Genomic DNA, 26,037 nt, shown 5'->3' with positions numbered 1-26,037 from the left:
CGGTCTCCCGCGTCTGCGGTGTAGGGGGAGTGGACCCCGCAGCCAGGGCGGCTGCGGGGCCCATGACATGCGCGGCGCGGAGGTTCAGCGGTGGTGGCGATCGCGGCTGCGCACGGTGGGTGTGTGGTCGGGCAGGTACTCGCGTACGCCGACGCCGACGCGTTTCGCCTGGTACATGGCGAAGTCGGCCTGGGTGAGCAGCTGTCGAGGGCTGACGTCAGGGCGGTGGGCGTGGGCGTAGCCGACGGACGCGCTCACCTGCAGGTCAGCGTTGACGACGCGGATCGAATGGGCGGTGATCGCCTGCCAGGCGGCGTGGGCCGCCGCGGCGGTGTCGTCTCGGTCGCCAGCCACGAGAAGCGCGAACTCGTCACCGGAGAGCCGGGCGGCGACCCGCACCGGGCTGGGAAGCCCGGCGAGGCGACGGCCGACCTGGTCGAGCAGATCGTTGCCGACCTCGTGACCGAGGCTGTCGTTGACGGTCTTGAACCGGTTGAGGTCCAACAGCACCACCCCGACCGGCGCGTTGTCGGCGAGGGCGGCGCGTAGGCGGGTGAGGAACAGCCGCCGGTTGGGCAGGCTGGTGACGTCGTCATGGGTGGCCTCGTAGCGGGCCGTCCGCAGAGCTTGCTGCTGACGCCACAGCACGGCTGCGGCGAGGGCGAGGCCGGCGAGGATCCCGCCGACAGAGGTGAGAACGTCGTGCATGATGGGGACGCTCCTTTCCACGGAAGGAGCACCGGGGGCGGGCGGATAGCCTCCAACTTCACGCCCGCCCCTGGGCTACCTCTTGCGTATGCGGTGCCGTCGGCTACTGGTTGGCGACAGCGAGTTGGAAGGTGGCGGGCTTCTCGACGGTCTGCACGGCAGCGCCGGTGGCGACCAGCTTGATCGCCGCGTTGTAGACCGCGCCCGCGCTGGCCTTTCTGGTGCCGGTGCCGGTGTTCGCAGCGTCGATGAGCTTGCACAGCTCACCGGTCTTGTAGGCACGGTCGGGGTGGGCCTCGAGGATGTCCAGCACGGCTCCTCGCAGCGAACCCTTGGCGCGGCGGCCAGCGCCCGCGGGGGAGGCCTCGTCGCCGGGGCCGGGGCCCGGCTCGGCGTCAGTGCCGTCGGGCACGGGAGCAGACTGCTGGCCGTCCCCGCCGGTCGGCGGGTGTTTCTCGTCGCGGGCGGGCAGCGCGGTCGTTTCGGCCGAGGCGGCGGTGTCGTCGACGGAGGTCGGGTGCCCGTCGTCGGCGGGGGCGCTGGGCTCGGGTTCGGGGTGTGCGTCGGCGGGCTGCGCGGTGGCGATGCTCTGGCGCGTTTCGTCGGTGTCGTCGGTGTCGTCCGTGGGCGCCGGCGAGGCGGCCTGGTTGGTGGCGATGCTGGTCCGGCCGGTGTCGGTCAGCCGCCAGAGGGTCCGGTTGTCCTCGGTGCGGGTGCGTTCGGTCTGCCCGGTCTGCTCCCAGGCACGTAGCTTCGCCGTGACGGTGGAGTAGCCGAGCCCGGCTCTCTGCGCCACCGTCGCGGCGGTGGCCTCGCCGAGTTCGCCGAGCGCGGCGAGGACCGTGAACATGGCGTGCGCGGGCACGGCTTCCGGTGCGTCGGTCATGCGTGTGTTCCTCCTCTTCTGCTGTTGAGGTCGGCACTGATCCACGCTTCGAACGCGACGTGGATCAAGTGCGAGGACCGGATCTCGGGACGCCCCGAGATCCGGCCGGGGAAGCGATACCCGGCGACCGCCGGGTGTCGCGGCTCGCGTGCGGGTGACCGCTCTAGTGAGCGGCCTGGTAGGCGGCGTGGACAGCCGATGGGATCGCCCCTCGGGTGCGGGGCTCGGGCAGGTTCTGCTCCTGCCAGTGCATGGCCCACCACCGCCGGACGTCAGCGTTGGCGGTGCGGCGGGCCGCGTTGGCGTCATGCCCGTTTCGTGTCGTCGCTGCCGCCTTCGGTTGACGGCGGGCGGCGGCGATGAAGGGTTGGAAGGCGGCGGCCATCCGGTCGAAGTTGGGGCGGGACAGATCGATCTCGTACAGGACGCCGTTGAAGGCGAATCGGTACGTGCCGACGTCGGTGGTGGATCCGTCGAGGTCGTCGTAGACGACGCTCGTCGTTCGGATGGCCATCAGGGTGTCCTTTCCAGGGAAGGTGCGAAACCGCCCTCGCCGGGTGGGCGGGGGCGGTGGGAATTGGTCGAGGAGCGTTCTGCTGTCCGGCAGGGCCGTTCGGGTGGGCTCTGGCCACGGGAGCCGGCGCCGAGCTGATTGGGCCTAGCGGCCGGCACCGAGGCCGAGTTTGTCGCCGATAGCGGGGTCGTTCGTGCACCGTGCCGGCCGCGGCGGGCAGGTGCCGGCGGTGCCAGCCGTGCAGGGCGGCGGGCAGGTCAGCGGTGTACTTGCGGTGCTGGGTGAGCCCGCCGCCGAGCGGGCGGACGCCGGCGCGGCCTCGGAGACGGTGACCTCGAGCCGGCCTGCGACACCAGCAGGGCGGTGACGGGGCCGGTCAGCCTTCCGCCGACCACGGCGGCGTGTAGCCAGCGGGTGCCGCGTTGCGTGCTGCGGGCGGCCGAGGCGAGGTTCGACATGATGGGGGTTCCTCTGCGCAAAGGTGAGAACCCGGGCACAGCCGTACGGCCGTGCCCGGGGTGCGCGGGATGCGCGGGTCGGCCAGGCGACGGCCAGGTCGTGCGAGGTGCGGTGGTTGCGAAAGTCCGGCGGGCCGGTGTCAGCCGGCGGCCGGACGTCCGGTCAGCAGCCTGGGCGGGTGAGCCCGCCGAGGATGGTGCGGGCGAGGAGCCGGTCTGCCACGCCCGTCACGGGTTCTTCCTCCTGAAAGAGGTGTAGACCGGCCCTTGTACGGGCCGGGCGTCGTCAGATGCCCCAGCCTGGGGCGCCCCGGCGGGACCGCCGAGGGCGGTGACGGCGTCGGGCGACCGCCGGTCGCGGGCCGCCATCGGCGTCGGCGTCGATGGTGAACATGTCGAATCCGGCGGCGTGGCCAGCGCGGAGCAGGTCAAGCAGCCCGTCGGCCAGCGCGATCTGCACCTGTATCGGCCTGCGGCCACGAGGCGGACGGCCGAGCCATTCGGTCCAGGTGATGCCGTGGCCGTAGCGCCGACCGCGATAGGTGCTGCGGAACGGCTCCGCGTTGACGTTGTCCGCGGACAAGCTCGGGCGGACGTTCGCGTCAATGTAGAGGAGATCGTCGAGGTCGCCGTCACTGTCGCGCATGAGGTGCAGCGCGGGCGGAGCGTGGGTCACGACGTCGCCGTCGATGCCGACCCGTCGGTGCGCGGCGACCGCAGTTTCGGCCAGGTACAGCACCGTTGCCAGGTCGAACCAGAGTCGTAGGGGCATGCGAGTTCATCCCTTCGAGGCAGATTGGATCGGGCGGACTGGCGGGGTGGAGCCGGTCGGGCAGCGCACAGGCCCCTGCGGGTGCGAGGGGATGCCGCTGGCTGGCCCGACCGGTCTCCGGTCACGAGTGGTGCAGGTTGATGGCGAACAGCCGCTGGGACTCGTCGAGCGAGTCCAGGTAGCGGGACGCCTGCTCCAGGTAGGTGATCCGGTCGGCGAAGAATGCGCTGGCCGGTTGCAGCCGGTCGCCGGCCTCGGTGAGGAAGGCGTCGGTGCACAGCGCCCAGAGGGCGTGGTAGTTGGCGTACGCGCTGGCACCGGCCTGGAAAATCTCCAGGTCGCCCAGGTCGAGGTGACCCGGACCGTGGGTGGCGGCGTTGTACATGCGCATGGCCTGCACCCGCGGCTGCATATTGAACTCGGCGGTCGCGGTGTCCATCGGATATCCCGACGGGTCGGACAGGTGCCATTGCAGGAACGCGGGCCACACGGTGGCGGCCTTCGTGCCCGCGACGACGCTGGCCCACTGCGCGTGGCGCACGCTGGCCCCGACGTAGGCGCCATGGCGCATGCCGGCCAGGTCGAGCAGGCGGATGGGTCCGCCCGCGCAGTACCGGGGGCCGGTCTTGGCCGTGCGCGGGTCGATGAGCTGGCGGCGCTGCCAGGGGCGCAGGGCCGGGGAGGCCCAGTACCGGGGGCAGCTGGTGCCCGACACGCCGAGGTGACGTTCGAGGTGCCGGCTGCTGTCCAGGACCGGGGACAGCTCGTCGGAGACGCAGACGACCATGGTGCGGACGACTGCATCGGGGATGGCCGTGGGGGCCGGGGCGGCCGTGGGGGCCGTGGGTGCCGTCTTCTTGGCCATGCGGTTCTCCTTCGCGGTGGGGCGTGCGGTAGGCACGCGGAGGTAGCCGGTCCACTGGGTGCGTGGGCGCCGGCTGGGATGGGTTGGGGTTGGTGCGAGGTGGCAGGTGCGACCGTCGGGGTTCGTCGCGGGCTGCTGGGCCGACCGGGCCGGTGAGGCGGGTGGGCGTCAGGGTGCCGGAATGCGGCGAAGGGTCCGAGGGTGGGACCTGTCGGGTGGAGATATATGAGGTGCTGTAGTGCCGAGAACCGTAGCGGCCTGATCTGTCAGCGCCGGGACAGCCGCAGATCCTGGAAAGAGGCCGGTGAGCTGCGCTGTCAGACGTGAGGGGGCGGTCAAGAGCGGCAGGTCGACAACGCGTGACAGATCACCGTGATCTGGCAGGCGGGGTTTGTGGTCTGACAGATGTGGTGCGTGTCTGTCAGCCGGGCGGGTGGTCGACCGGGTCCGGGTCGCGGGAGACGAACCGGTTCGGGTTCGTGGCCGCGTAGGGGCCGTGGTCGCTGGGGAGTTCATGCAGGCGGCGGAGCCTGTCGGGATCCCTGGTCAGCGTCCATACCGGCCCGGCCGGGTCGGTGCCGTGCACGGCGGTGGCCATCGGCATCGCGGTGGAAGCACCGGCGAGCGCGTCGAGCAGGTTGCGCTCGCGGCCTCGGCTCGGCAGCCAGAACAGGACCGGGTAGCGGGGGCCGAACTGGGTCACCCGTTCGTAGGCGCGCAGCTTGGCCAGCACCCGCCTGAGCGGTTCGGTGCCGTTGTCGTGCTCGAGGAAAAACCCGACCGTGGAATCGCCGACGGTCCAGACGCCGTGGCCGTCGGGCTGCACCCCGGCGCTGCCGTAGGCGTCGGTGGCGTGCTGTTCGGACCACCACCGCTCCAGGCGCGCCTGCGGGTTGGTGCGGGCGTGGGCGTGCAGGTCGGTGAAGAAGTCGTTGACGCCGAGCAGGTGGCGCAGCTTGCGGCTGCCGACAATGCGGTCGGCCCGGTCGCGGCTGCTACGCGGCGGCTTCGCGGCGGGGTTGTCCGGGTCGTGGTAGGCGTCGCGGTTGAGCCGCAAACCGAGCGGCCCCAGCGCGTACAGGTACTGCGTGGAGCCGGCGGCGGCGGTGTCGACGAACCGGTCGACCGCCGCGATGCGATGCAGCAGCGTCAGCCGCAGGCGGGCGCTGCGACCCGACGGAAACAGGGCCTTGGTGACCTGGCGGGTGGACAGCAGGTAGTGCTCGGCGAGCCAGGACAGCAGCAGCCGATCACGCGAGGTGAGACGACGGGTGTGCAGATACGGGTCAGACGAGGAAGGACGAGGCGGAAGACGGCTGGACACGACGGAAACTCCTAGGGAGAAGAAAGCCCTCCAGACGGAGGGTGTCTGAGTGGAGGCCGACCACAGTGGTCGGTCGACAGGCCGCAGTGCGGCCCGAACAGCCCGCCACGGGTGATCCGTCAGCCGCTCCGGGCGATCGAGGTGGAAGGGGTAGTGGATCCCCACAGGGATCCCGCTACGGAAGCCAGCACCTGTCGCTCTGACAGATCGGTCACGACGACGGCTTGCCGCCTCTGCGGCGCCGGTCGTCCGGTTTCTGGCTGTGCCGCTTGACCAGGGCGTCGATGGCGGACGGGTCCTGAACGGGCACCGCCTGGGCGACCCGGCGACGAATCGCGGTGGCCTCACCGACCACCGGGAGCGGCGGACGGGTCTTGAGGGTGAACGCGGCGGTCTGCCGGCCGTCCACGACCAGGCGGGCGACCGCGGTGTACGCGTCGAGGTGGGCGAGGTCATGCTCGTCGAGTTCCGGCAGGGTGTGCCGGGCCAGCACCCGGGCGTCCTCCGGGGCCACACTGAAGTAGATCTTGTTGCGGGCGTTCGCGGACACGGCCGCGAGGAGCTCGCGGGGGAACTGGGCGAGGTCCTGGTGGGCCAGGGTCATCGCAAGGCGGTACTTGCGGGCCTCGGCCAGCATCGTGTCCAGGCTCGCCGCGAGGGTCAGGAAGTTCTGGCACTCGTCAAGATAGATCGAGCAGTCCTTGCGCCGGTCAGCGGCGACACTCGCCCTGGCGGTCGCCGCCTGCCACACCCGGGCCAGGATCAGCGAACCGAGCAGCCGGCTGGTGTCCTCGCCCAGCTCCCCCTTGGGAATGCGGACCAGCAGCACCCCGCCGTCGAGGATCTTGCCCATGTCGAAGCTCGACCTGGGGTACCGCATCGTCTTGCGGACGAAGTCCCTGAGCAGGAAGGCGCGCAGCCTGGCCAACACGGGGCCGATGATTTGCGAGCGCAGCGCCGGGGACAGGTCGTCGTACCACTGCCAGAAGCCGTGCAGCCCGTCCGGGTCGTCCAGGTCAACGGTCATCGCCGACCGGAACTGTGCGCTGTTGAGCAGCGGCGGGATGTGCTGGAGGGTGACGTTGGCGTGCCGCAGCAGGGTCAGGCAGGACACCCGCATCACGTCGTCCATCCGCGGCCCCCACGCCTTGGAGAAGATCGAACCGAAGATCGAGACGAGGTTGTCCACGACCAGGTCCGGGTCGTCGCCCTCGAGAGGGTTCATCGCGGGCGGGTTCGGTTGGGCGGGGTCGAACAGCACCACCCGGCCGGCCACCTCAGCCGGTATGCGGTCGAGGACGTCGAGGACGAGGTCGCCGTGCGGGTCGAGCACGATGGTGCCGCGACCGGCCTTGATGTCGTCGATGATCAGGTTCGCGAGCAGGGTGGTCTTGCCGGAGCCGGTCTGGCCGACCATGTGCGTGTGGTAGCGGGCGTCCGGCACGGACAGGGCGACGGCGTGCCCGCCGACCTCGGCGTCACCGAGGACCTTGCGGCCCCGCCCACCGGCCGGTACGGCGACCGGGACCGGCATTGACTTGGCTCGGGCCCGGTCCAGGCCGGGCACTGCGAGGTCGCGGGGCAGTCCCGCCATCGCGGCGAGTTCGGGGGCGCTGGTGAGGAACCCGACGCCGAGCCGACGGGCGGCCAAGACTCCGACGGGCCGGAGCATCCGGGCCCGGGGAGCGAGCCGGTTGCGGCCGGCGTAGACGGCGAATGAGGAGGCGACCGCGTCGGCGACGCCCCGCAACCGCTGATACGGCAGGGTGCCGTCGCGGTGGAGGCGGGAGGCGACCGCGTACCGGATCCCGGTCTCCCACAGCTGGTGGGAGGTCTTGTCGAGGATCGCCCGCACGTCCCGCTCGACGGTCGGGTCCCGCCGGCTGGCCGGCGCCGCGCTGCCACGGCTGCGGGAACGGCCGGGCAGGAAGATCTCGATCATCTCGATCAGCGGCCCGGCCAGGTTGACCGAGGCGGTTGTGCCCTGGCGCAGCCGCCCGGCGGCGCGCCGGGCCCGCCCGGCGCGGCGGGGCGTGGCGGGCCGGGCGAGGATCTGCACGCAGGCGTACTCGCCGCCGTGGAGTTGAGCGCCCGCGGCCATCAGGGCGCGCAGCGGGTCGGCGTCGTGGTCGGTGTTCAGCGGCAGCCACTCGGCGGCCACGGGCAGCAGGTGGCCGCCCACCGCGGCGGCCGTGTTCATCGGGATCGGGTCCGGCGCGGGTTTGCTGGTGGTGGTGGCCGCGCCGGGCCACGCCGCGCGGACGGCGGCCTCGACCGCCCCGTTCGGGACTGTGCCGGGCACCCACAGGGAGATGAGCAGCTGCCGGCCGGTCCAGGCGTACTGCAGCGCGACGTGTGGTGTGCCGTGCAGCAGCCGCCGGCGTCGGGACGGGGTGAGGATGCCGGCCAGGTTCGCCCACAAGGCGGCGGCGCCGTGCTCGTCTACCTTCGGCGGCGGGGCGATGGTGATCAGCCGGGCACCTGCGGCGTGATACCGGTGCCGCCAGAGCGCGACGAGGTTCTGGCCGGCGATCCAGACGAGAAACAGGCCGGCCGTGACGCCCAGCAGCCACGGCCGATCGATGGCCCAGTCCACCGCCTGCAGGAGCCAGCGGGTCGCCGGGGACGGCGGGATTGTCGAGCCGGGATCGGCGGGGATGGGCGACGGGGCAAGCAGAAGCACAGTCATGACGTGCGTCCTTCGCGGTTACGCGCACGGGTAGGCGCCGGTGCCGCACCTGCGCGGGTGCGGCACCGGCGCCTGCCGTAGTTGATGTGGTGGGGCTACACGCTGTCGGCGTCGTCGGCGATCAGGTCGAGCGGGTTGGTCGTCGCCAGGGCGTGCTCCGCGTCGCTGGAGATCGCCTCGAACGCGGTCCGGTTGGTGCCGCTGATCAGCAGGCCCTGGCCCCGGCGGGCCGCGAGCAGCAGCCGCCGCTCACCGGCGGTGAGGCCGAACGCGTCTCCGACGGCGTCGATCGCCTGGGAGGCTTGGCGGAGCAGGATCTGGGTGGCGGCGTTGGCCACCACGGCTTGCCCGAGGTCGGTGCCGAGCACGTCGGCGGCGTCCTGGGTGACCACGGTCAGCCCGGTGTGCCGCTTACGGCCCGCCTTGGACAGGCGGAAAAGAAACTTCGCGCCCTCCCCGTCGCGCATGAGCAGCCACGCCTCGTCGACCACGACGATGCGCCGCGGTGGCGGCCCGCCGGCCGGTGGCGCGTCGACCTGCCGCCAGATCGAGTCGAGGGCGAGCAGGGTGCCGACGGTGCGCAACTCGTCCGGAAGCTGCCGCAGCGACCACACGACGAGGTGACCGTCCGGCCGAGTCGTGCTGGGCCCGTCGAACAGATCCTTGAACGAGCCGTCCACCCACGGCGAAAGCCGGGCGGCGAGCTGCGCGGCAGCCGGGTCCGCGTCAGCCGCCAGGGCCGCGGCGAGGTCACGCAGCAGCGGCGCGGGCCGGCGGTGCGTGCGCGGATCGGCGGTGATCCCGGCCTGCCGGTAGACGCCGAGGATGGCGCGGTCCAGCGCCGCCCGCTCGGCCGGCGGCGGCACGCTCCCGATCAGGACGCTGACCAGGGTGTGCAGGAACAGGCCCCGCCGGGTGAGCACATCAGGGCGGGTGTCACCAGCGGGCAGCTCAAGCGGGTTGACCCGCACGCCGGCCGCGCCGAGCCGCACGACCGTCCCGCCGACCGCGTCGGCCAGGCGCAGGTACTCGTCCTCCGGATCGATGATCGACACCTGGACCCCGGTGTAGAGGTGACGCAGCGTCTCCAGCTTCACAAAGTAGGACTTGCCCGCGCCGCTGCGGGCGAGGACGACGCTGTTGTAGTTGTCCTGGGCGAAGCGGTCCCACCACACCACTCCGTTGCCGGCCGGGTTGGTGCCGTAGAGCACCCCGCCGCTGGCCGCCGGCTCCCCGGGCAGCGGCGCCGGCAGGTCGGGCGACGCGAGAGGGAACGCCGCCGCCAGCGCCTGGGTGTCCATGGTGCGCGGCATCCGCAGCCCATCGGCTGCGAGGGGCAGGGTGGTGGTCCAGCCGGCGAGCTGCCGCCACGTCGCCGGCTGCACCTCCAGCAGGGTGGACGCGGCGGCGGCCTTGACCCGGGCGCACGCCTGCAGCAGCTCCTCCTCGGAGCGGGCGTGCACCGTGACGTACAGGCCGACGCGGAACAGCTTGGCGGCGCCGCGGGCAAGCCGGTCAGCCAGGTCAGTGGCGTCGGCCGCGGCGGCCTCGATGTAGGGATCGGTGAGCTTGCCCCGCTGCGCGTCGGCGCGCCGCGACGATTCCAGCCGCGCCCGCTGCTTACGCAGCCGGGCGGCGGCGATCGGGGCGGACAACGGGTCGATGTGCAAAGTCACGTCGACGCGGCCGGGGTAGGACAGCAGCGGTTCCAGCCAGGCCGGGCCGACCTCGGCGGGATAGCCGGTAACCACGAGGGTGGCGGTGTAGCCGTCGCCGACCCGCAGCCAGCGCGGGGTCACCTCGACCGAGGCCGGCGCGACCGCGGACGCGAGCGCCCCCTCCTCGGCACGACCGGTGGACGCGGTTGCCCTCGGGTGGGCACGGGAGCGTCGGATGCCCTTCACAGCGTTCTCCTCTCAGCTGCTCCTGCTGGCGGGGGTGCGGTTACGGTGATGACCGTGTCCGGGGCAGCCAGGCCGCCCGGGCGCGGCGGCCGGTAAGGGTCGGCGGCGGCGACGAGCGCCGCGGTGGCGCCCGCGCCGTCCAAGGCGCGGGCGGTCACGCCGAGGCCGGACAACGCGCGGACGGTGTCGTCGGCCCGCCGCCGCGCCGTGTGGCTGCCCTGCTCACCCGGCGCGGTGCGAGTGACCACGAGGACCTGGCGGCGCAGCGGATCCCGGTGGGTCGCCAGGTCGGCCAGGAACGCGGCGTGGTCGGCGCACGCCGCCTCCAGCGCGGGGTGCGGCTGGGTGTGGGCGGCGTCGGCGACCGCGCGGGCGTGGGAGGCGAGGTCGACCGGTTGGGCGGAGACCACGACCTGGGTCGGCGCCGACAGCGAGTTGAGCCACCGGCCGAACCCGTCGATCAGGGCTGCCTGCTCGCTGGCGGTGCGCAGCGTCAGGTTGATGTTCGTGGCCGCGACGACCGCCGCCCGGGCGCCGCCGACGCTGATCTCGCCGTCGTCGTCGATCGCGTCGGCGGGCAGCCGCAGCGGAGCCGGCAGCACCACCCGCCCCCTCGGCTGCTGCACCCACTCAGGCACCCCCGTGGTGGATTCCCCAGCCGACGACAGCGCCTTCGGGCCGCGGGAGTGACGGATCGCGTGCAGCAGCCAGACGTCCATCGGCAGCCCGTCGCGGCGCCCGACCACCAGGCCGAACACGACACCGCCGACGATCACGCCAGCGAAGACGATGACCTGCGGCGCAACCACGGTGCGCAGGCCGTTCCAGGCGCCGTAGAACAGCATCCCGGCGACCGCCAGAATGGCCAACTGCCGCCAGGTCAGCCCGTAGGCGACCTTGTCGGGCGCGTCAACGTCGGCGGGCATCCGCGCACGGTCGACAACGTCGTCCCCATCGTTGTTGATCATTTCGTGACCCTCCTGACGGCGTTGAGGCCGGGGATGCTGCGCGTGAGTTGCTGCAGGACGACGACCCGCACGACAGCGCCGAGAACGTTGCTCCCGCCGCGTCCGCCCTGACCGACCCACCGGCCGACCAGACCGGGTATCTTCACGGTCGTCCAGAGCAGGACAATCACGATGAACAGGTTCAGCGCCCCACCCGGCTCGAACGGCAGACCCAGGACGGGCAGCATGTGTGCCGGGTCGAGTAACATCCACTGACCGGTCGTCAGGGTGAACGCCTGGGCGATCGGGATCGCCAGGCAGCCGACGTAGGCACGCCACCACATCTGGGCCACGCCCTCCAGGGCGGGCACGGCGTGGCAGGCCAGCGGCAGCGGCGCGATGGCGGTCATGACCAGCAGGGCAACGAACCGGCCGATGAGCTGGAACGCCGTCATCACGATCAGCACCACGATGACCAGCACCAGAGCGAGGAACAGCAGCGGAGCGGTGGGGTCCCGTCCGGTCTCTATATGGTTCCGCACCGCGGCGAAGGCACTATCGCCGTCGTAGGTGCCCTCGCTGATCGCGCCGGTCAGGGCGTTGGCCAAGGTGATGAGCTCACCGCAGAGCAGCTGGGAGAAGTGCGCGGCGACGAACCCGACAACCAGCCGCGGCGCGAGGTCCTTCACGGTGTACCGGGAACGCTCGTCGCCGCCGGAGACCATGACCATGACTGCGGCGGCGACGAACACCAGGACGAACGCGGTGTCGACGATCCAGATCGACCGGCCAGTCAGGGCCTGGACCTGGGGCAGCGCCGTGACCTGAGGGGTCGTGAGGAGCACGTCGGTGATCACACCGAAGATCGCGTCGAGACACGCCAGTACCGCCTCGGTCAGCCATTCGAGGATCTGGTCGAGGATCCCACCCATCCAGTTCATCGCCGATCAACCCCCGACGACGCCCTGCAACATCTGCAGCAGGATCGGGGCGAGCACGGCCAGGCCGTAGCCGATCAACGCGTTACGCAGGGCACCCTTGGCCTTGTCGACCTGACCGGGGTCACCGCCCGCGGTCGCCCAGTAAACCCCCGCGAGAACGAGGAACAGGGTGGCGATCCCGGCCAGCAAACCCATGACCATGGTCTGCAGGTTGGCGATGACGACCGGCAGAGTGTTCGCCGCCAGGTAGGCGACACCGCCAGGATCGGCCTGGGCGGCACTCGGAACGGCGAGAATCAACACGGCGGTGCCCGCGGCCGCGCAGACACGCGCGGCGCGACGGACAACGGAATGCGGGACAGGCTTGTTGGTACGGATGCGGAGCATGGGTCACCTCCCGCTCCGCCGCCGGTCACCGAACGGGGCGCCGAGGGCGGAGCGAAACCAGAGACGGACGAAGGAACCGCCGTCGAGCGCGAGGTCGGCATGCCACGCCACCCCGGGAGGAGCGCGTCCTCCCTTACTGGGTGGTTGCGGCAATCGATGAGGTGTCAGCGCATGCGATGGCGCGGCACCCGGGATGACACGGCAGGCGTCACCCCACACTCGACGGCGGACGGGTCCCGGACCAGCGCTCGTCGGCTGCTCTCGTCCGGTCCCGCACCCACCAATCGGCGTTTGTCAGACGTAGCGAACACTCGCCGACCTGACAGCGGTCTGACAGCCATGCCGGGGCATCTGACAGCGCCGGCACGCATTGACCGGAGTGCTGTCGTCTGGGCCCTGTGGTGCCGCGAACGGAAACGGTTGTGGGCCTGGACGCATCGACGCCAGGCCCACAACCGTCAGGGGCGCAGAAGGACACTGCCGTCAGGCGGCTACCGGGATCCCGCGCGGTGCGGCCGGGACGCGGGCCCTGCCGGCGCGGATGCTGCTCCGACGCCTAGCCTGCGCCGCCGTCCGTTCGACGACGGCGGTCGACGCGATCTCGGTCAGGCTGCCCTCGGCCACCGCCCGCGCGAGCCGCTCGTCGGCGCGGGCCAGCCGCATCCGCAGCGCGTCCACGGTGATGCCGAGCCGGGCGGCGATCGGCTCGGGCGCGCGCCGGCCCAGCCGGACCTCAATCCACGGCTGCACGTCCGCCTCGTCGATGATCCGCAGCGTGCCAGCGCGGCGGACCAACAGGTCCGGGTGGCCGTAGGGGACCCTCGGGGGCCGGGAACCGGCCACCACGTGCTCGATGTCCTCGACCGGCACCGCCTGGTCGTCGGCCAGCCGCAGCCGGCGCCCCGCCCGAAAGGCGGCCATGGTCAGCGACGCATAGAGCGCGGGCCGGGTGAGGTCGAGGTAATCGCGCAGCGCTTCCAGGAACCCGGTCAGCACCTCGCTGTCGACGTCGGCCGGGTCGCCCCGGTATCCCGTGGATAGCTGCCCGGCGATACGCACGAGCGCGGGCATCGCCATCCCGACCGCCGCGATCGTCCACTCATTGCCGTGCAGCCGGGCACGCAGGACCAGTTCCCGCCACACCGCGTCTCGGCCCGCGTAGTCGCCTGGGCGCGCCAGCAGCCAGTCCCGCAGCACCGGCAGGGCGACGACGCCCGACGGCAGGCGGTGCTCCTTGCCGATGGCACAGGGCAGGCTGTCACAGTCGAGTGTCAAGGGTTGCGGATCACTGGTCAGCGCCACGAACGCCGCGTCCGCGGCAAGCAGGTGAGAGGTGGGCCAGCCCGGGGTGTCGGACACGGACATGTCAGGACTCCAAACGACAGACAGGTGCTGCAGCGGCGACACGCCACAGACGGACACGGGCGAATCCCGTGCCGGCAGTAGGACACCGGCGTCTGACACGGCCATGACAGCAGCGCCCCGGAGCAGGGCGCGGACACGATCACCGTGATCTGACAGCCAGCCGCCGTCGTGCGGCCAGCAACCGCCGCGCTTCTGTCAGACCGACTCTGAGCTGCACTGTCAGTCCGGCGCTCGACGCCTGCCCGCCCGGAAATGGGGCGTGCGCGCCGGGCCGGCACCGCGCCTCGCCGGCCGATCCGCAATCGCCTCACTGTCACACCCGACGCCTCTGACACGCCCGCTGACAGACAGTTGTGGCCCCGCCTCCGGCCACGCCGCAGCGATGTCAACCAGTCCATCGATGACGCGGACATGCCAACCGCGGATGTCAATGGCAAGCATCGATGTCAAATCCTTGACCGACATGTCCATGTCAACGGCATGTGCCGATGCCAAAGCGGATGTCCGGGGCGTCCATGCCAACGATGTTGACCGATGTCAGAGTCGACCGTCGGGGATGACCACCGACTCGCGGAAGGACACGCGGCGACGGGCAGGCCGTGCCGCCACCGGTCGGCCGCCATCCACCAAACCCGTGGCAGATACGCCGAGTGTCTGACAGGCATCCCGATTCCGCCCCCTGCCGCCGATCGACCCGAAGGAGGACTCGCTCTCCGTGGCGACGTCGACGGGGCGGCGCGTTCCCCACCTGTGCGCCAGCAACCGCGCCCCGATCTGACAAAACCCGCCTGACACATGCCCAGCGCATCTGTCAGCGCGCGGACAGCAGTCACGATCGGCGAGGCGACGACCGGCAAAACAGATCAAACGCGGACTGTCAGACGGGTTGAGGCCGCTGTCAGACCGCCAGGTGTTCGCCACAGCTAACAAATCCCGATTGGTAGACGTCAGCGCATCACGGCGCGGCGCGGAGCCAACACCACATGAGCGAGCACTCCACGCCGCAGCCCGCCCACCTGGGCGGCACCCCCCACATCCCTGCGATGGATCTGGTCGCCGGCGACCCGCCGGTGCCGATCACCGTCTGGCGCACCGCCCGCAGCGGCGACGACCAGACAACGACCATCTCCAACCGGCTGGCGTACCGGCTCATCGCCGCGTACAGCCGGCCCGGCGAGGCCGTCGTCGACCTCACCGACGCCCACGCCCTGGACATTGCCAGCCTGCGAGGCGGACGCCGACACCACCCGGCCCGGTTCACCGGAGCCTCGGCACTGGCCGTCGGGCCGCAGACGCCGCAGCACCCGGGCGAACCCAACAACGACCCGGACGGCGACGACCCGGACTCCGACGGCGCGCACGACGCGCCGACGTGGTTCGGCGACGACCTCACCGACACCACCCTGCTCCCAGACGACGACCCGCCCGCCGTGCTCGGCGACGGCGACGACCTACAGGGGCACACCAGCCTCGTCGTGGCCACCTGGCCGCTGGACGCCAGCAGCGACGCCGCCAACCGCGTCCGCCTGGCGTGGCTACTCGCCGCCTGCACCAGGCTGCTGCGCCCCGGCGGGTGCCTGGTCCTCGTCGTCGGGGTCCCGGCCGGCACGGTCGCGACCCCAGAGGACTTCACCCCCGTGGTCGACGCCGCCGCCAACGCCGGACTCGGCTACCTGCAGCACATCGTCGCGGTCGCCGCCGACACCGACGGCGACCGATTCACCTACCACGCCACCGACGAGGAACTACTCTCCCTGGCCCGCGCCACCGGCGCGCAGGAGTTCGTTCTCCACGTCAAAGTCCACGCCGACCTGCTCGTCTTCACCAGCCGAGGTGGTGGCCGCCATGGCTGACCCCACCACCAACACCGGCACCCCGGCACCGAACGACGCCCCCGCAGCGAGCTGGCCACAGGACCTGTCCGTCTGGGCGACCGCCCAGTCGACAGGTCCAGTCCAGCGCCGCGGCCGGTACATGCCCCAGTCGGTCAAGCACCCAGCTCGGATGCTGCCGGCCATCGCCGCCCACGCCGTGCACGCCTACACCCAGCGCGGAGACCTGGTCTTCGACCCGATGTGCGGGATCGGCACCACCATCGTCGAGGCCATCCACGCCGGACGCGACGCCATCGGCGTGGAGTACGAGTCCCGCTGGTCCGACATCGCCGACCTCAACATCGCCCACGCCCAGCGCCACGGCGCCACCGGACGAGGCTCCGTGATCCGCGGCGACGCCACCCGCCTGACCGCGCTGGTGCCCGCCGCCCTGCAGGGACAGGTCGCCCTCGTGGTGACCTCACCCCCGTACGGGCCGACCGTGCACGGTCTCGTCCGGCCCAGCGCCGACGGGGTCACCAAGTACGACAACCGCTACGGCGAGGACAAGGGCAACCTCGCCTACCGCTCCTCCCTCGCCGGGCTGATCCACGGATTCACCAACATCCTGCGCGGCTGCCACACCCTGCTGCGCCCCGGCGGCGTCGTCGTGGTCACCGCCCGCCCATGGCGCAAGCGCGGCGAACTGATCGACCTGCCCTCGGCCGTCCTGGCCGCCGGCACCGCCGCCGGCTTCACACCGCTCGAGCGATGCGTCGCGCTGCTCGCGGCCGTCCGCGACGGGCAACTGGTCGCCCGCCCGTCGTTCTTCCAACTCCAGCAGGTCCGCAAGGCCAGGGCCAGCGGTGTGCCGATGCACCTCATCGCCCACGAGGACGTCTTGGTCCTCGGTAAGCCGGAGAAGTCCCAACCGTTGGGGACGGTCGATGAGTGACCACCCGTTCCGCCCGGGGTGGGGGAGGTGGCGTGAGTGAGCCTCCCGGGCCGCGGATCGGATCACTGTGCACCGGGTACGGCGGCCGCGACATGGCCGTCGAGCTGGTGTTCGGCGGCCGGCTCGCGTGGTACGTCGAAACCGACCGCCACGCCCGCACCGTCCTGGCCCACCACTGGCCCGACGTGCCCAACCTCGGCGACATCCGCACCTCAACTGGACACAGGTTCAGCCCGTCGACATCCTCACCGCAGGCTTCCCCTGCCAGGACATCTCCAACGCCGGCAAACGCGCCGGCATCAGCGGCCAACACTCCAGCCTGTGGACCAGCTGTACTGCCCAGGGAGGTCGCCGACGCCGTTCGCGCACTTCGACCATCGCTCGTGTTCGTGGAGAACCCACAACCCGCCAGCAGCGAGGTGCGGACGTTGCCGACACCGTGCGCCCGTGACGGCAAAGGCCCCGGCCACCAGTACGGACTGCCCGACCTCGTCGAACCCGGCGGCACCCGCCACAATCTGCTACCCACGCCGACGAGGACCGACAGCAGCACCCGCACCAACACCACCGCCCGCACGAACCCGACCGATCACCACGGGCGAACGGTGACCGACACCGTCCGGCTGCTGCCCACCCCACGCGCCAGCGACACCGGCACGCCAGGGCGACGCGCCGGCACGGGCTTCCGGCCGCCGCTGTCACAGGTGTTACTACCGACACCACGAGCCACCGACGGAGCGAAAGGCTGCCCCGGCCAACGGGGCTCCCACGGCGACCTCACCCTGCCATCAGCAGCGGTGCGGGTCTTGCCCACACCCCGCGCGTCCGACGCGCGAGGACCCGGCAAACACGGCGACGGGGGAGCGGACCTGCGCACCACCATCGCCAGCCTCGGGCAACCCGACGAGCAGCGGTGGGGCGCCTACGCCGCCGCCGTCGCCCGCTGGGAACTGCTGCTGCTGGGCCCGCACCCCACCCGACCCAACCGGTCGGCACGGCAAGCCGGTGCTGGCCCCGCCGTTCGTCGAATGGCATCTCAATCACGAAGTCAAGGCGGCGCCGTCGGCTCGACGTTGGTTCCGACGATCCGCCGGGCTTCCGCGAGGATCTCATCGTTGATGTCCTGCTCCGTCATGTCGGTGTACTCCAGGGTGTCGTACACGTCGTCGAGTTCGACGAGGCGTTCGGCGAGTGCCAACCTGTCATGGCCGATGGTGGAGTGCGCCCACACCGCCAGGTCCAGGGGAGGCAGAAGCCCGGCCAGGACTCGCGACGCCATGATCGTGACTGCGGCTTCCTGCCCGCCCTGGCTGCCGCGCGGATAGTAGCTGAGCCCCACGTCCTTCAGCGCGGCTTCGAGCAGTTCGGGGACTTCCTCGTCGGCATGCCGGGCGTGAACGCCAGCGAGCGTGGCCAGGTTGAGTCCGTCGAAGCCGGCGACCAGCAGTTCGCAGGCGACGTCGACCAGCTCGGCTGCGGTGACCTGGCCGACGCTCCACAACGCGGCGGCTTCGTGCATCCGGGCAAGGGCTTTGTCGCGCTCCACGGGCCCATCCTGGATCGCCAGGTGGTGAAACGCCCGTGGTTTATCCGAGAGACGGTTAGGCAGCACGCGCTGGCGCGACCGGTTGGAAGCACCGACTGTCGCGCAGCAGCGCCCACAACACGTCGACGCGTCTACGGGCCAGGGCTATCAACGCCTGCCGCGGCCTGCGCCCTTCGGCTCTCTTGCGGTCGAAGTACTCGCGGTTCGACCCGTCGAACTTGAGGCTGGTCAGGGCCGACATATAGAACACCCGGCGCAGGGTGCGGCTGTAGTGCTTGGGACGACACATGATCCCGACTCTGCGGCCGGACTCGTGCGGCACCGGCGCCAGGCCGGCGAAGGCCGCGAGGTGATCGGCGTCGCGGAAGTTGCGGGTGTCACCGATGACGGCCAGGAACTCCGCACCGAGCACGGGCCCCATCCCGGGCATGCTCAAAATGATCTGCGCCTGCGGGTGATGACTAAACAGCTCGGCGATCTCCGCGTCGAGTTCCTGGATCCGGCGGTGCAGGCCCAGCAGGTAGTCGGCCATCTGCTGGATCAGCCGGGCGGTAGCCCTCTGCCCAGGCAGCTGAACCGTCTGGGCCTGGGCTGCCGCCCAAGCCTTGTCCGCCAGGGTGCCGGCCCGCCGGGCCTGGCGCTCCTTGAGCTGACCGGCGATCTCCTCACGTCCTGCCTGCCGGATCGCTTCGGGAGTCTGGAACAGCGTCAGCAGGATCAGCGGACCGCGCTTGGCGAAGTTGAACGTCTTCTCCAACGCCGGAAAGGTACCTGTCAGGTAGTCGCGCAGCCGAGTGATGGTGCGCGTCCAGTCGGTTGTCAGATCGGCCCGATGCGCCGTGAGGACCGCCAGCTCGGCGACCAGCTCCGGCTTGACCGTCAACGCGGACAGGTCCCGGCGCATGCGCGCTGTCTCGGCGATGATCCAGGCGTCCTTCGCGTCGGTCTTGCCCTCGCCGCGGAACGCGCCCGACATGCGGTGCACGGTCCGGCCGGGCACGTACACCAGGCACTGCCCGGCCAAGAGCAGCAACGCGATGGCCAATGCCGCCGGGCTGCCCGCCAGATCGATCGCCCAGGTCACCTCCTGGGCGGTGTCTCGTCCCTTGGCGATCAAGTTCTCGATCGCCGCCTGGTCGTTGACCACCCGCTGCGACCAAATCACCCGTCCGCGATCGTCGACGGCTGTCGCGTGATGCGCAGCCTTGCCGGCGTCGATCCCGATCCAGGCCCGTTCCAACCTTTCCTCCCCACAACGACATCGAAGGTTCCCAGCGGAGCACCCCGCCAGCACAGCCTTAGACAGCGACGATTCGCGGCTCTCAACCAGCGGCCAGGGCGTCCAGAAGGAGCCGGGCGGCCATACCACTCAGGCCACCGGACGGCGTCATGGGCCAAGCCACACCCGGCCCCTCTGGGTAGTCCAGTTGATCTCACCTGGACGATCGAAAACCCTAAGGCTCATGGGACTACCCGCGCACTGGGTCACAGACCCCACCCTCGCACTGCCCCGCACCGCCACGCTACGCGTGCTCGGCAACGGCGTCGTCCCCGCCCAAGCGGTAACCGCACTCCGTCTCCTGCTCTGCCGGCATCACTGACCCCGGCCACTGGCGGTTCTTCGCGGGCAGCCACCACCGCTGCCCGCGAAGAAACCCCTCAAGCCTTCGCCACCCCAACCACCTGGAGCCCGCATGCCCTCCCACCCGCCCAGATCCCGACGCCGGCTACCGCCACCCGCAACCCCATCCACCCACCGAGCCATCCCACCGACGACCAGCAGCCTCGTCTTTACACCCCCGCCGAAGCCGCAGCGCTGCTGCGCGTCCCGGAATCCTGGCTGCGCCGCCGTGCCAGCCGCCGCCAGATCCCCCGCACCTTCCTCGGCAAACACCTGCGCTTCTCCGCCGCCGACCTCACCGCCATCATCGCCGCCGCCGCCGAACCCGCCACCGGACGACGGCGAACCGCCGTGCCCCACACCCCGTCGGCACCGACTTGCCGCACGCCAAGAGTCAGCGTCAATCAGCGACGCACCACAGCCACACCGAACGGAGTAACCCATGGCCTGGGTGGAAAAGCGCGGCACCCGCGTCCGCGTCCGCCTCCGCACCCCCGACGGCACCGTCACCACCGACTCAGTGCACGACCTCCGCGCCGACGCCGTCATCCGCGCCAAAGAAATCGACGTGGAACTCGCCCGCGACACCTTCATCGACCCCTGCGGCGGCCGAATCCCCCTTTACGAATGGGTGCCAATCTAGGAATCAACACATCAAGCAGCCCCAGCCACCTGGTCGGCCTACCGCAGCCACCTACGCCTGCACATCCTGCCCACCCTCGGCCACCTACCCCTGGTCGACATCCGCCGCCAGCACATCAAGACCCTCGCCGTCACCCTCGGCAAGCGCCTGGCACCCCGATCCGTCGCAGACGTGATCATGGTGCTGTCGATGATCCTGCAAGAAGCAGTCGAAGACCGCCGACTCCCCTTCAACCCCTGCCGAGGCATCCGCATCCCCAAAGGCATCCGCGCCGAACGACCCCACGCCACCGCCGAACAAGTCGCCACCATCGCCGCCCGCCAAGCCCGCCCCACCGACGGGCTCATGATCCTCACTGCCGCCTACAGCGGCATGCGACGGGGAGAACTCGCCGGACTCGCCCGCAGCAACCTCGACCTCGCCACCGGCAGCATCTACATCCACCCCGACATCGGCGCGCTGCACGAAGTCGACGGCAAACTGTTTCTCGGCCCACCCCAAGACCAACGACTCCCTCCGCCACATCCGCCTACCCCGCTTCCTGGCCAACCTCCTCGCCACGCACCTCACCGACAAACCCGCACGACATCGTCTTCCCCGGCGCACGCGGCTACCACCAGCGCCGCTCCAACTTCAACCGCCGTGCCTGGACCCCCGCCGTCTCCGGCAACCCCAACGCGGCATCCCACCGATCCTGCCCGGCATGCACTTCCACGACCTGCGCCACACCCACAAGACCTGGCTCATCGAAGACGGCATCCCCGAAATCGCCCAAGCACGCCGCCTCGGACACCGTCTCGCTGGCGTAAGGGGCATCTACAGCCACGTCACCGAACCGATGATCACCAACCTCGTCGACGCCCTGCAGCGCCGCAGGAAACCACCCAGCCCGACGGCACCGTCCGGCAACTGCGCCCGGTCGCCTGACACCTCTGAGGGATGATGAGGACATGCTTCAAGCGTTCGTCACCAACCCGCGCTGCGCGGTGTGTGGGCGACCCGCGTCGCGCGTGGAACTCGTCGCGCCCGGCGCGAAGCCCGCCGACTGGCAGCAGTGGGCACCGCAGCAACGCGACTCCTTCGACGCCGCCCGTCAGCGCCACGGCGACCAGCGGTGGTGGCTGCTGTTCTCCGGCATCGAGGCCGGCAACGGATACGGCCGCCCAGTCGACCTAGTGGAAGCAACGAGGATTGCCGCCGCTTTCGCGGCGCCGTACCGGTACATCCTGGTGAGAACAGCGGGGTTCTACGACGACGCCGGATTCTGCGGCCCGTGCGATGCCCCGTACTGCCACCACCACTGGAATGTCTCCGGCAGCGGGTGCGGCACCTGCCCCCGCGGCCACGGCAAGAGCCTCGACCCTCACTGGTGGCCCGACGACCGCTAGCCTGGGCCTCCCTCACCGGCTCCTGTCCCTAAAGGACGCCTTGGAACTCGGTGAAGGCGTTGCCCTGTAACAATGCTGCGGGCCGGCAGGATGTGGTGGATCCGAGGGCACCCCGCATCGGGATTGATGTTCCGCTCTTGGATGTCCGCAAACTGCCGCCGTCAAGCACGTCGACCGTCAAGGATGGCTGCCGACCAGGATCCGCGTGGAGGGTCTATGCGATTCGGCTCGGGGTCGGCGCGCTGTCGAGTAGGGTGCCCAATCGGGCGGCGGATTCATCGCAGTAGCTTGATAAAGGTGCCCTCACGCGTGAAGTCCTTGGGGTAGTGACCGACGCGGGCATGGATCTGTTGCGGCTCGACAGGTCGGCCGTCCTGCATTCGGTAGAGCTGTCGGCGTCTGATCTCGCTCGCGAGGTCGCCCGCGCGCATCATCTGGCCCGGCGCCGACTCGAGCACCTTGCGCATTGCTTGGTGCAGCGTCAGCCTCGTGCCCGACGAGTCACCGTTGCCTGGCTGGCCATCCTCTGCGCAAGCGAGGAGCGCCTCCAATGCGACAACTTGTCGCTCCGCTTCCCTCAGATCGCTGGCTGCCCGCTCCCGTGCCTGGCGCGTCAGTGCGAGGTCTGCCTCGATCTCATCCCGTCGGGCCCTTACAACATGCGCCACATCTTCGCGGTAGCTCACACTTCTCCTTGTGCGACTGTGCGACATCATTAGGTGCGACAGTCGCACAAGATGGTTCCCGGGTCAAGCGACCGGCCATGGCCGGGGCGATCTTCGGCGCAGCCCACGGTCTCGAAACGTGTCCGGCTGCTTGGGCCGTGCGGGTGGAGTACGCCGACCAGCTCGCCGAGATCGGTAACGTCGTCGACCCCGAAGGGTTCCCGCGTCATGACCAGTGGGGAGGCCGGGTACGGGCGGTGGTGGGTGCCGGGCAGGCCGAACCTGCCCGGCACCTCGCCCACGTGGGGAAGGATGCGCGGTGTACCCCGCGCTGCGGGGCGCCTCGCCGGTCTCGGTGTCGCATCCACGTGTGGCTCTGGCTTTCGGTGACCGTGGCATCGGTGTGGTTCCGGGAGCTGAGACGGATCCCACCAGCAACCCTCTGACCAGTGCTACCTGCTCCGAGACCTCTTCGGCGTATCCGAAGGGTCTTTCTATGCTTCGCTCGACGGTTGGGGGCCATGTCGTCGGCTGGCCCTCTGGGATCGCGATGTGGGCTGGGCCGGGGTCAGAGTTTGCGGTGTTGGGTTCGGGCGAGTGTGTAGGCGTCGCGTGGGGTGGCCTGGGGTGAGTGTGTTGCGGTGATGAGGAAGGCGATGTCCCCGCGGTGAGCGGCGATCCGTGTGCGGGTTTGTCCGCCGTCTTCTGCCACGGTGCTGGTGAAGGCTGTTACGCCGGGGAGGTCGGGAACCTCGGCGACGCCGGTTTCTCCGACCTGGTGCCGCATCTGCTGGCGGTAGGCGGTGGCGAATCGGACGGCGGTGTCTGGGGTGTCGAAGCGCATCAGTGTGATCGTTATCGAGGTGCCGTCGGCTTCGGTCCAGCCGTCGGTGAGGGACTTGCGGATGTCTCGGACACGCAGGAGCAGTGCGGTGCTGGTCGGGTTCTCGATCTGACCGAGTTCGAGTTGTCTGAAGATCCCGGGAGTTACGGCGTGCGGTGTCGCTCCCTCGGGAGCCGCGACTATCAGTTGAGGCAGGTCAGCGGTGCGCCATGGCGGTTGGTCCGGTCGGTGGGCAGCAAACCAGACCGCCACCCCCACCAACAGAATCACGGTCGTTGCCCCGGCGATGAGCGCGGTGACCAGGCCGCGGCGGCGCCACCACGGCTCCCAGACCGGCCGGGCGGACCAGCCTCTGCTCTCGGCGGCAGCCGGTGACGGTGAGGGACGAGCAGGGGTGACAGGAGGCGCTTGCGGCGTAACGGCTTCCGCGCGTGTCTTGGCCGGTCGGGTCAGGACCGTAACCGCGGAACCGAGCAGCGCCGTGCCGATCAGCGCGAGCCACGCCCCCAACAACAGGTTGGCCTTTGGATAGTCTCCGGGGAGGTATCTGCCCGCCTCGATGGCGGCCTGACCCAGGTCGCACGTCAGGAATACCAGTACAGCGACTGTCGCAGAGGCGCCACGGAGCGCGATGCGCCGCCACTGCGGCTTCGTCCAGCCGAGCACGAACATGGCGAGGAGCCCGGCCCATCCGATGTAGAGCGGGATGCGCGCCCCCGACAGACCGTGCAGGTGCCAGGTCCGTTCGTTCCCGGTCTTTATGCCAGGGAAAAGATCGTCGGTCCGCACGCTGATCCACGGCAGGAACTGTGCGCCGGCCAGTGCCATCACGCCGAGCAGCGCGAGTGACGAGGCGATCAGCCGGGCCTGGAGGCGCGACGCATCGAGGTCATTGTCGCCCTCGGCCGGGCGGACGGCGTCTGTCACGGCACGGATCTTCGCAGCGAAGATCGAACCACGTCCAGGGCGCGGTCGGCCCTCCCCAGCTCGAGGCCCTGGTTGACGGGACCACCGTTGTAACGGATGCCCGCTAACGATAACGATCCTATAACAGGATGCGTATGCCTGTGTCGCTGAGAGTGATGGCGATGGTGTTAGACGCCCTTTTGGGGAGGGTTGCACTCGGTGATCTTGCGAGGTGGCTGCCGTCCGCCAGGGGCCAATCAGTTGGCAATGCGCGATGTCGCGGTAACGCCCTGCTTCTGTGCGTGCCGTCAGTGGATCACCATCGAGGGAAAACGTCCTGTACCGTCCCGGCCTACTTGATCATCATGGTTTGTGCTGGGAGGACCCGTGCTGCGTCGTGTGCGAGCTGTTCTCGGGGCGCGACGGGCTGGGGTCCCTGTCTCGTCGGGGCGCACGCGACCGATGCGTCGGTGGTGTGCATACGTGGCTGCAGGGCTGGTGGCTGTCGGAGGAATCGCTGCCGTACCTCGGTCTCTTGCTCCACCCGCACGTGCGGCGTCACCCACTTGTGTGGAGGTAGCGCCCTTTGAATCGGAGGCGCTTGCGACGGCGGCCGCCTGTGCGCATCCCGTGGCGGTGCAACCGTCGCAGTCGGAGTACACGCAGGTGGTCGCCCAGCCCGATGGGCGTCTTTCCTTCGAGTCGGCAGTTGTTCCGCAGCGTGCCCGGCAGGCGGACGGGTCGTGGGCCGATGTGGACCTGACCCTTCGCCTGGGGTCCGACGGGCTCGTGCGTCCCGTAACGTCGGTCGCGGACGTGGCATTCTCCGGTGGGGGCGCGGCGCCGCTGGTGACCCTTCACAGGGACGGCAAGGCCATGCAGCTGTCGTGGCCGGGTCCGTTGCCTGCTCCGGTGCTGTCGGGCGATTCAGCCACCTACCAAGCCGTGCTGCCCGACGTCGATCTCGTCGTCCATGCCACGCACACCGGCTTCACACATGTGCTGGTAGTGAAGTCTGCGCGCGCCGCAGCCGATCCCGCAGTCCGGAAAGTCACGTTCGCTGTCGACGGTGACGCGCAGCTGAATCGGCGTCCCGACGGCCGGCTGCAGGCCGTGGTTGGGCAGTCGGTCGTTGCGGAGGCGGAACGGGCGGTGATGTGGGACTCTTCCGTTCCCAGCAACGCCAGCTCGACGACGGCCCGGTCCTCTTCGCTGACATCGGGTGACGGTGCGCTCGTGGCAGAGGTGGCCACGCGCATCACAAGCGCGGGGGACCTGGAGATGGTGCCGGACCCTGGGCTGCTGGATTCCGACCAGGTGACATTTCCCGTCTTCGTTGACCCCGCTTGGTCTGTTGCCCAGTCGAAATGGGCCTACGCCACCCACAACGGGTGCACTAACACCGACTACACCATGGCCCGAGTCGGGTTGAGCCCCGAGGGCCCTTGCATCGGCGCCCGATTCCGCTCGTTCTTCACCTTTCCCGCCACCAACGGGACCGTGGCGCTCGCGGGCAAGCACATCGAGTCGGCCTACGTCCAGATGAAGCTCTACCACTCGTATTCGTGTGGCAACACCCCGGCGCACATGTACCTGACGCCGTCGATCAACGCCACGATGAAGGCCTCGTGGTCGACGATGACCCTGTCCAAGTGGCTCGATGCCGCCGACGGGCACGCGAACAAGGAGAACGGCTGTTCTGACTCGCCCCAAGCCGATATGACGATGAACTTCACCGGGTCGAACGTCACTCGGGAGGTCCAGGCGGCAGCGACGGGTAAGGCTAGCAGCATCACGGTGTGGGCCTGCCCCGTTTCGACGGACATCCGAGATCAGGAGCCGGTAGGGCTCCGGGAGGATGTCCAGCATCATGGAGAGCGTGGGGAAGAAGCGAT

The 26,037-nt window shown here is 70.2% G+C and carries 23 protein-coding genes and 2 pseudogenes; 8 read left to right on the top strand and 17 right to left on the bottom strand.

Going from position 1 to position 26,037, the window contains the following annotated elements:
* Positions 1-84 precede the first annotated feature (84 nt).
* The 12 genes from ACZ6O2_RS30005 to ACZ6O2_RS29950 form a co-directional block, all read right to left on the bottom strand.
* Entirely contained in the window at positions 85-708 is a 624-nt protein-coding gene (locus ACZ6O2_RS30005; RefSeq protein WP_466025216.1) for a diguanylate cyclase domain-containing protein, read from the bottom strand.
* 103 nt (positions 709-811) lie between these two features.
* Positions 812-1,594, bottom strand: coding sequence for a MarR family transcriptional regulator (locus ACZ6O2_RS30000; protein ID WP_466025215.1), 783 nt, complete (start codon positions 1,592-1,594; stop codon positions 812-814).
* Between the two features lie 163 nt (positions 1,595-1,757).
* Positions 1,758-2,108, bottom strand: a complete 351-nt coding sequence (locus tag ACZ6O2_RS29995) for a histone-like nucleoid-structuring protein Lsr2 (RefSeq protein ID WP_466025214.1) — start codon at positions 2,106-2,108, stop codon at positions 1,758-1,760.
* 744 nt (positions 2,109-2,852) lie between these two features.
* The gene (locus tag ACZ6O2_RS29990; protein WP_466025213.1) at positions 2,853-3,338 is read right to left on the bottom strand and encodes a hypothetical protein; all 486 of its coding nucleotides are present in this window, start codon (positions 3,336-3,338) and stop codon (positions 2,853-2,855) included.
* A 121-nt stretch (positions 3,339-3,459) separates the two neighbouring features.
* Positions 3,460-4,203 (bottom strand): hypothetical protein, encoded by a 744-nt coding sequence (locus tag ACZ6O2_RS29985; RefSeq protein WP_466025212.1) that lies wholly within the window; start codon positions 4,201-4,203, stop codon positions 3,460-3,462.
* Positions 4,204-4,624: 421 nt separating this feature from the next.
* Positions 4,625-5,527, bottom strand: coding sequence for a replication-relaxation family protein (locus ACZ6O2_RS29980; RefSeq protein WP_466025211.1), 903 nt, complete (start codon positions 5,525-5,527; stop codon positions 4,625-4,627).
* 211 nt (positions 5,528-5,738) lie between these two features.
* Positions 5,739-8,216, bottom strand: a complete 2,478-nt coding sequence (locus tag ACZ6O2_RS29975; protein WP_466025210.1) for a type IV secretion system DNA-binding domain-containing protein — start codon at positions 8,214-8,216, stop codon at positions 5,739-5,741.
* A gap of 95 nt (positions 8,217-8,311) precedes the next feature.
* Positions 8,312-10,015 (bottom strand): VirB4 family type IV secretion system protein, encoded by a 1,704-nt coding sequence (locus ACZ6O2_RS29970; RefSeq protein WP_466025238.1) that lies wholly within the window; start codon positions 10,013-10,015, stop codon positions 8,312-8,314.
* 101 nt (positions 10,016-10,116) lie between these two features.
* Positions 10,117-11,046 carry a PrgI family protein gene (locus tag ACZ6O2_RS29965; RefSeq protein WP_466025209.1) on the bottom strand — a complete coding sequence of 310 codons (930 nt, stop codon included), beginning with the start codon at positions 11,044-11,046 and terminating at the stop codon, positions 10,117-10,119.
* A gap of 38 nt (positions 11,047-11,084) precedes the next feature.
* Positions 11,085-11,999: a hypothetical protein gene (locus tag ACZ6O2_RS29960; RefSeq protein WP_466025237.1), complete on the bottom strand. Its 915-nt coding sequence runs from the start codon at positions 11,997-11,999 to the stop codon at positions 11,085-11,087.
* 15 nt (positions 12,000-12,014) lie between these two features.
* Positions 12,015-12,395, bottom strand: a complete 381-nt coding sequence (locus tag ACZ6O2_RS29955) for a pilin (protein ID WP_466025208.1) — start codon at positions 12,393-12,395, stop codon at positions 12,015-12,017.
* Positions 12,396-12,878: 483 nt separating this feature from the next.
* Positions 12,879-13,760, bottom strand: a complete 882-nt coding sequence (locus ACZ6O2_RS29950) for a hypothetical protein (RefSeq protein ID WP_466025207.1) — start codon at positions 13,758-13,760, stop codon at positions 12,879-12,881.
* Between the two features lie 983 nt (positions 13,761-14,743).
* On the opposite strand from ACZ6O2_RS29950, the gene ACZ6O2_RS29945 reads away from it, so the two are divergent.
* The 3 genes from ACZ6O2_RS29945 to ACZ6O2_RS29935 all read left to right on the top strand — a co-directional run bounded on the left by ACZ6O2_RS29945 (position 14,744) and on the right by ACZ6O2_RS29935 (position 16,980).
* Positions 14,744-15,613 carry a hypothetical protein gene (locus ACZ6O2_RS29945; protein ID WP_466025206.1) on the top strand — a complete coding sequence of 290 codons (870 nt, stop codon included), beginning with the start codon at positions 14,744-14,746 and terminating at the stop codon, positions 15,611-15,613.
* On the top strand, positions 15,597-16,529 hold the full coding sequence (locus ACZ6O2_RS29940) for a TRM11 family SAM-dependent methyltransferase (RefSeq protein ID WP_466025205.1): 933 nt from the start codon (positions 15,597-15,599) through the stop codon (positions 16,527-16,529). The genes ACZ6O2_RS29945 and ACZ6O2_RS29940 overlap by 17 nt, the downstream gene beginning before the upstream one ends.
* Positions 16,530-16,596: 67 nt before the next feature.
* The gene (locus tag ACZ6O2_RS29935) at positions 16,597-16,980 is read left to right on the top strand and encodes a DNA cytosine methyltransferase (protein ID WP_466025204.1); all 384 of its coding nucleotides are present in this window, start codon (positions 16,597-16,599) and stop codon (positions 16,978-16,980) included.
* 597 nt (positions 16,981-17,577) lie between these two features.
* Here the strand turns inward: ACZ6O2_RS29935 and ACZ6O2_RS29930 are convergent.
* Together ACZ6O2_RS29930 and ACZ6O2_RS29925 are read right to left on the bottom strand one after the other, a co-directional pair.
* Positions 17,578-18,075 carry a hypothetical protein gene (locus ACZ6O2_RS29930; protein ID WP_466025203.1) on the bottom strand — a complete coding sequence of 166 codons (498 nt, stop codon included), beginning with the start codon at positions 18,073-18,075 and terminating at the stop codon, positions 17,578-17,580.
* A 55-nt stretch (positions 18,076-18,130) separates the two neighbouring features.
* Complete coding sequence (locus tag ACZ6O2_RS29925) at positions 18,131-19,315, bottom strand: IS110 family RNA-guided transposase (RefSeq protein ID WP_466025202.1); 1,185 nt, start codon at positions 19,313-19,315, stop codon at positions 18,131-18,133.
* On the opposite strand from ACZ6O2_RS29925, the pseudogene ACZ6O2_RS29920 reads away from it, so the two are divergent.
* A pseudogene (locus tag ACZ6O2_RS29920) lies at positions 19,271-19,996 on the top strand (helix-turn-helix domain-containing protein); the annotation flags it as partial. The gene ACZ6O2_RS29925 and the pseudogene ACZ6O2_RS29920 sit on opposite strands and share 45 nt — an antisense overlap.
* Positions 19,997-20,138: 142 nt before the next feature.
* The gene (locus ACZ6O2_RS29915) at positions 20,139-20,339 is read left to right on the top strand and encodes a hypothetical protein (protein ID WP_466025201.1); all 201 of its coding nucleotides are present in this window, start codon (positions 20,139-20,141) and stop codon (positions 20,337-20,339) included.
* 84 nt (positions 20,340-20,423) lie between these two features.
* On the opposite strand, the gene ACZ6O2_RS29910 is transcribed toward ACZ6O2_RS29915, so the two are convergent.
* On the bottom strand, positions 20,424-20,840 hold the full coding sequence (locus ACZ6O2_RS29910; RefSeq protein ID WP_466025200.1) for a hypothetical protein: 417 nt from the start codon (positions 20,838-20,840) through the stop codon (positions 20,424-20,426).
* A gap of 202 nt (positions 20,841-21,042) precedes the next feature.
* On the opposite strand from ACZ6O2_RS29910, the gene ACZ6O2_RS29905 reads away from it, so the two are divergent.
* Together ACZ6O2_RS29905 and ACZ6O2_RS29900 are read left to right on the top strand one after the other, a co-directional pair.
* Complete coding sequence (locus ACZ6O2_RS29905) at positions 21,043-21,282, top strand: hypothetical protein (protein WP_466025199.1); 240 nt, start codon at positions 21,043-21,045, stop codon at positions 21,280-21,282.
* Between the two features lie 7 nt (positions 21,283-21,289).
* A complete protein-coding gene (locus ACZ6O2_RS29900; RefSeq protein WP_466025198.1) occupies positions 21,290-21,727 on the top strand; it encodes a hypothetical protein in 438 nt (145 codons plus the stop codon).
* Between the two features lie 275 nt (positions 21,728-22,002).
* Here the strand turns inward: ACZ6O2_RS29900 and ACZ6O2_RS29895 are convergent, their stop codons facing one another.
* Positions 22,003-22,413 (bottom strand): hypothetical protein, encoded by a 411-nt coding sequence (locus ACZ6O2_RS29895; RefSeq protein WP_466025197.1) that lies wholly within the window; start codon positions 22,411-22,413, stop codon positions 22,003-22,005.
* Positions 22,414-22,960: 547 nt separating this feature from the next.
* Positions 22,961-24,163, bottom strand: coding sequence for a hypothetical protein (locus tag ACZ6O2_RS29890; protein ID WP_466025196.1), 1,203 nt, complete (start codon positions 24,161-24,163; stop codon positions 22,961-22,963).
* Between the two features lie 615 nt (positions 24,164-24,778).
* Between ACZ6O2_RS29890 and ACZ6O2_RS29885 the strand changes: the two are divergent.
* Positions 24,779-26,037, top strand: a pseudogene (locus ACZ6O2_RS29885) (LamG domain-containing protein); the annotation flags it as partial.

It is taken from the genome of Micromonospora sp. NPDC048040 (assembly GCF_055587185.1).
Note: the sequence above shows the minus strand (reverse complement) of the source record. Positions and strands in the feature narration are given on the sequence as shown.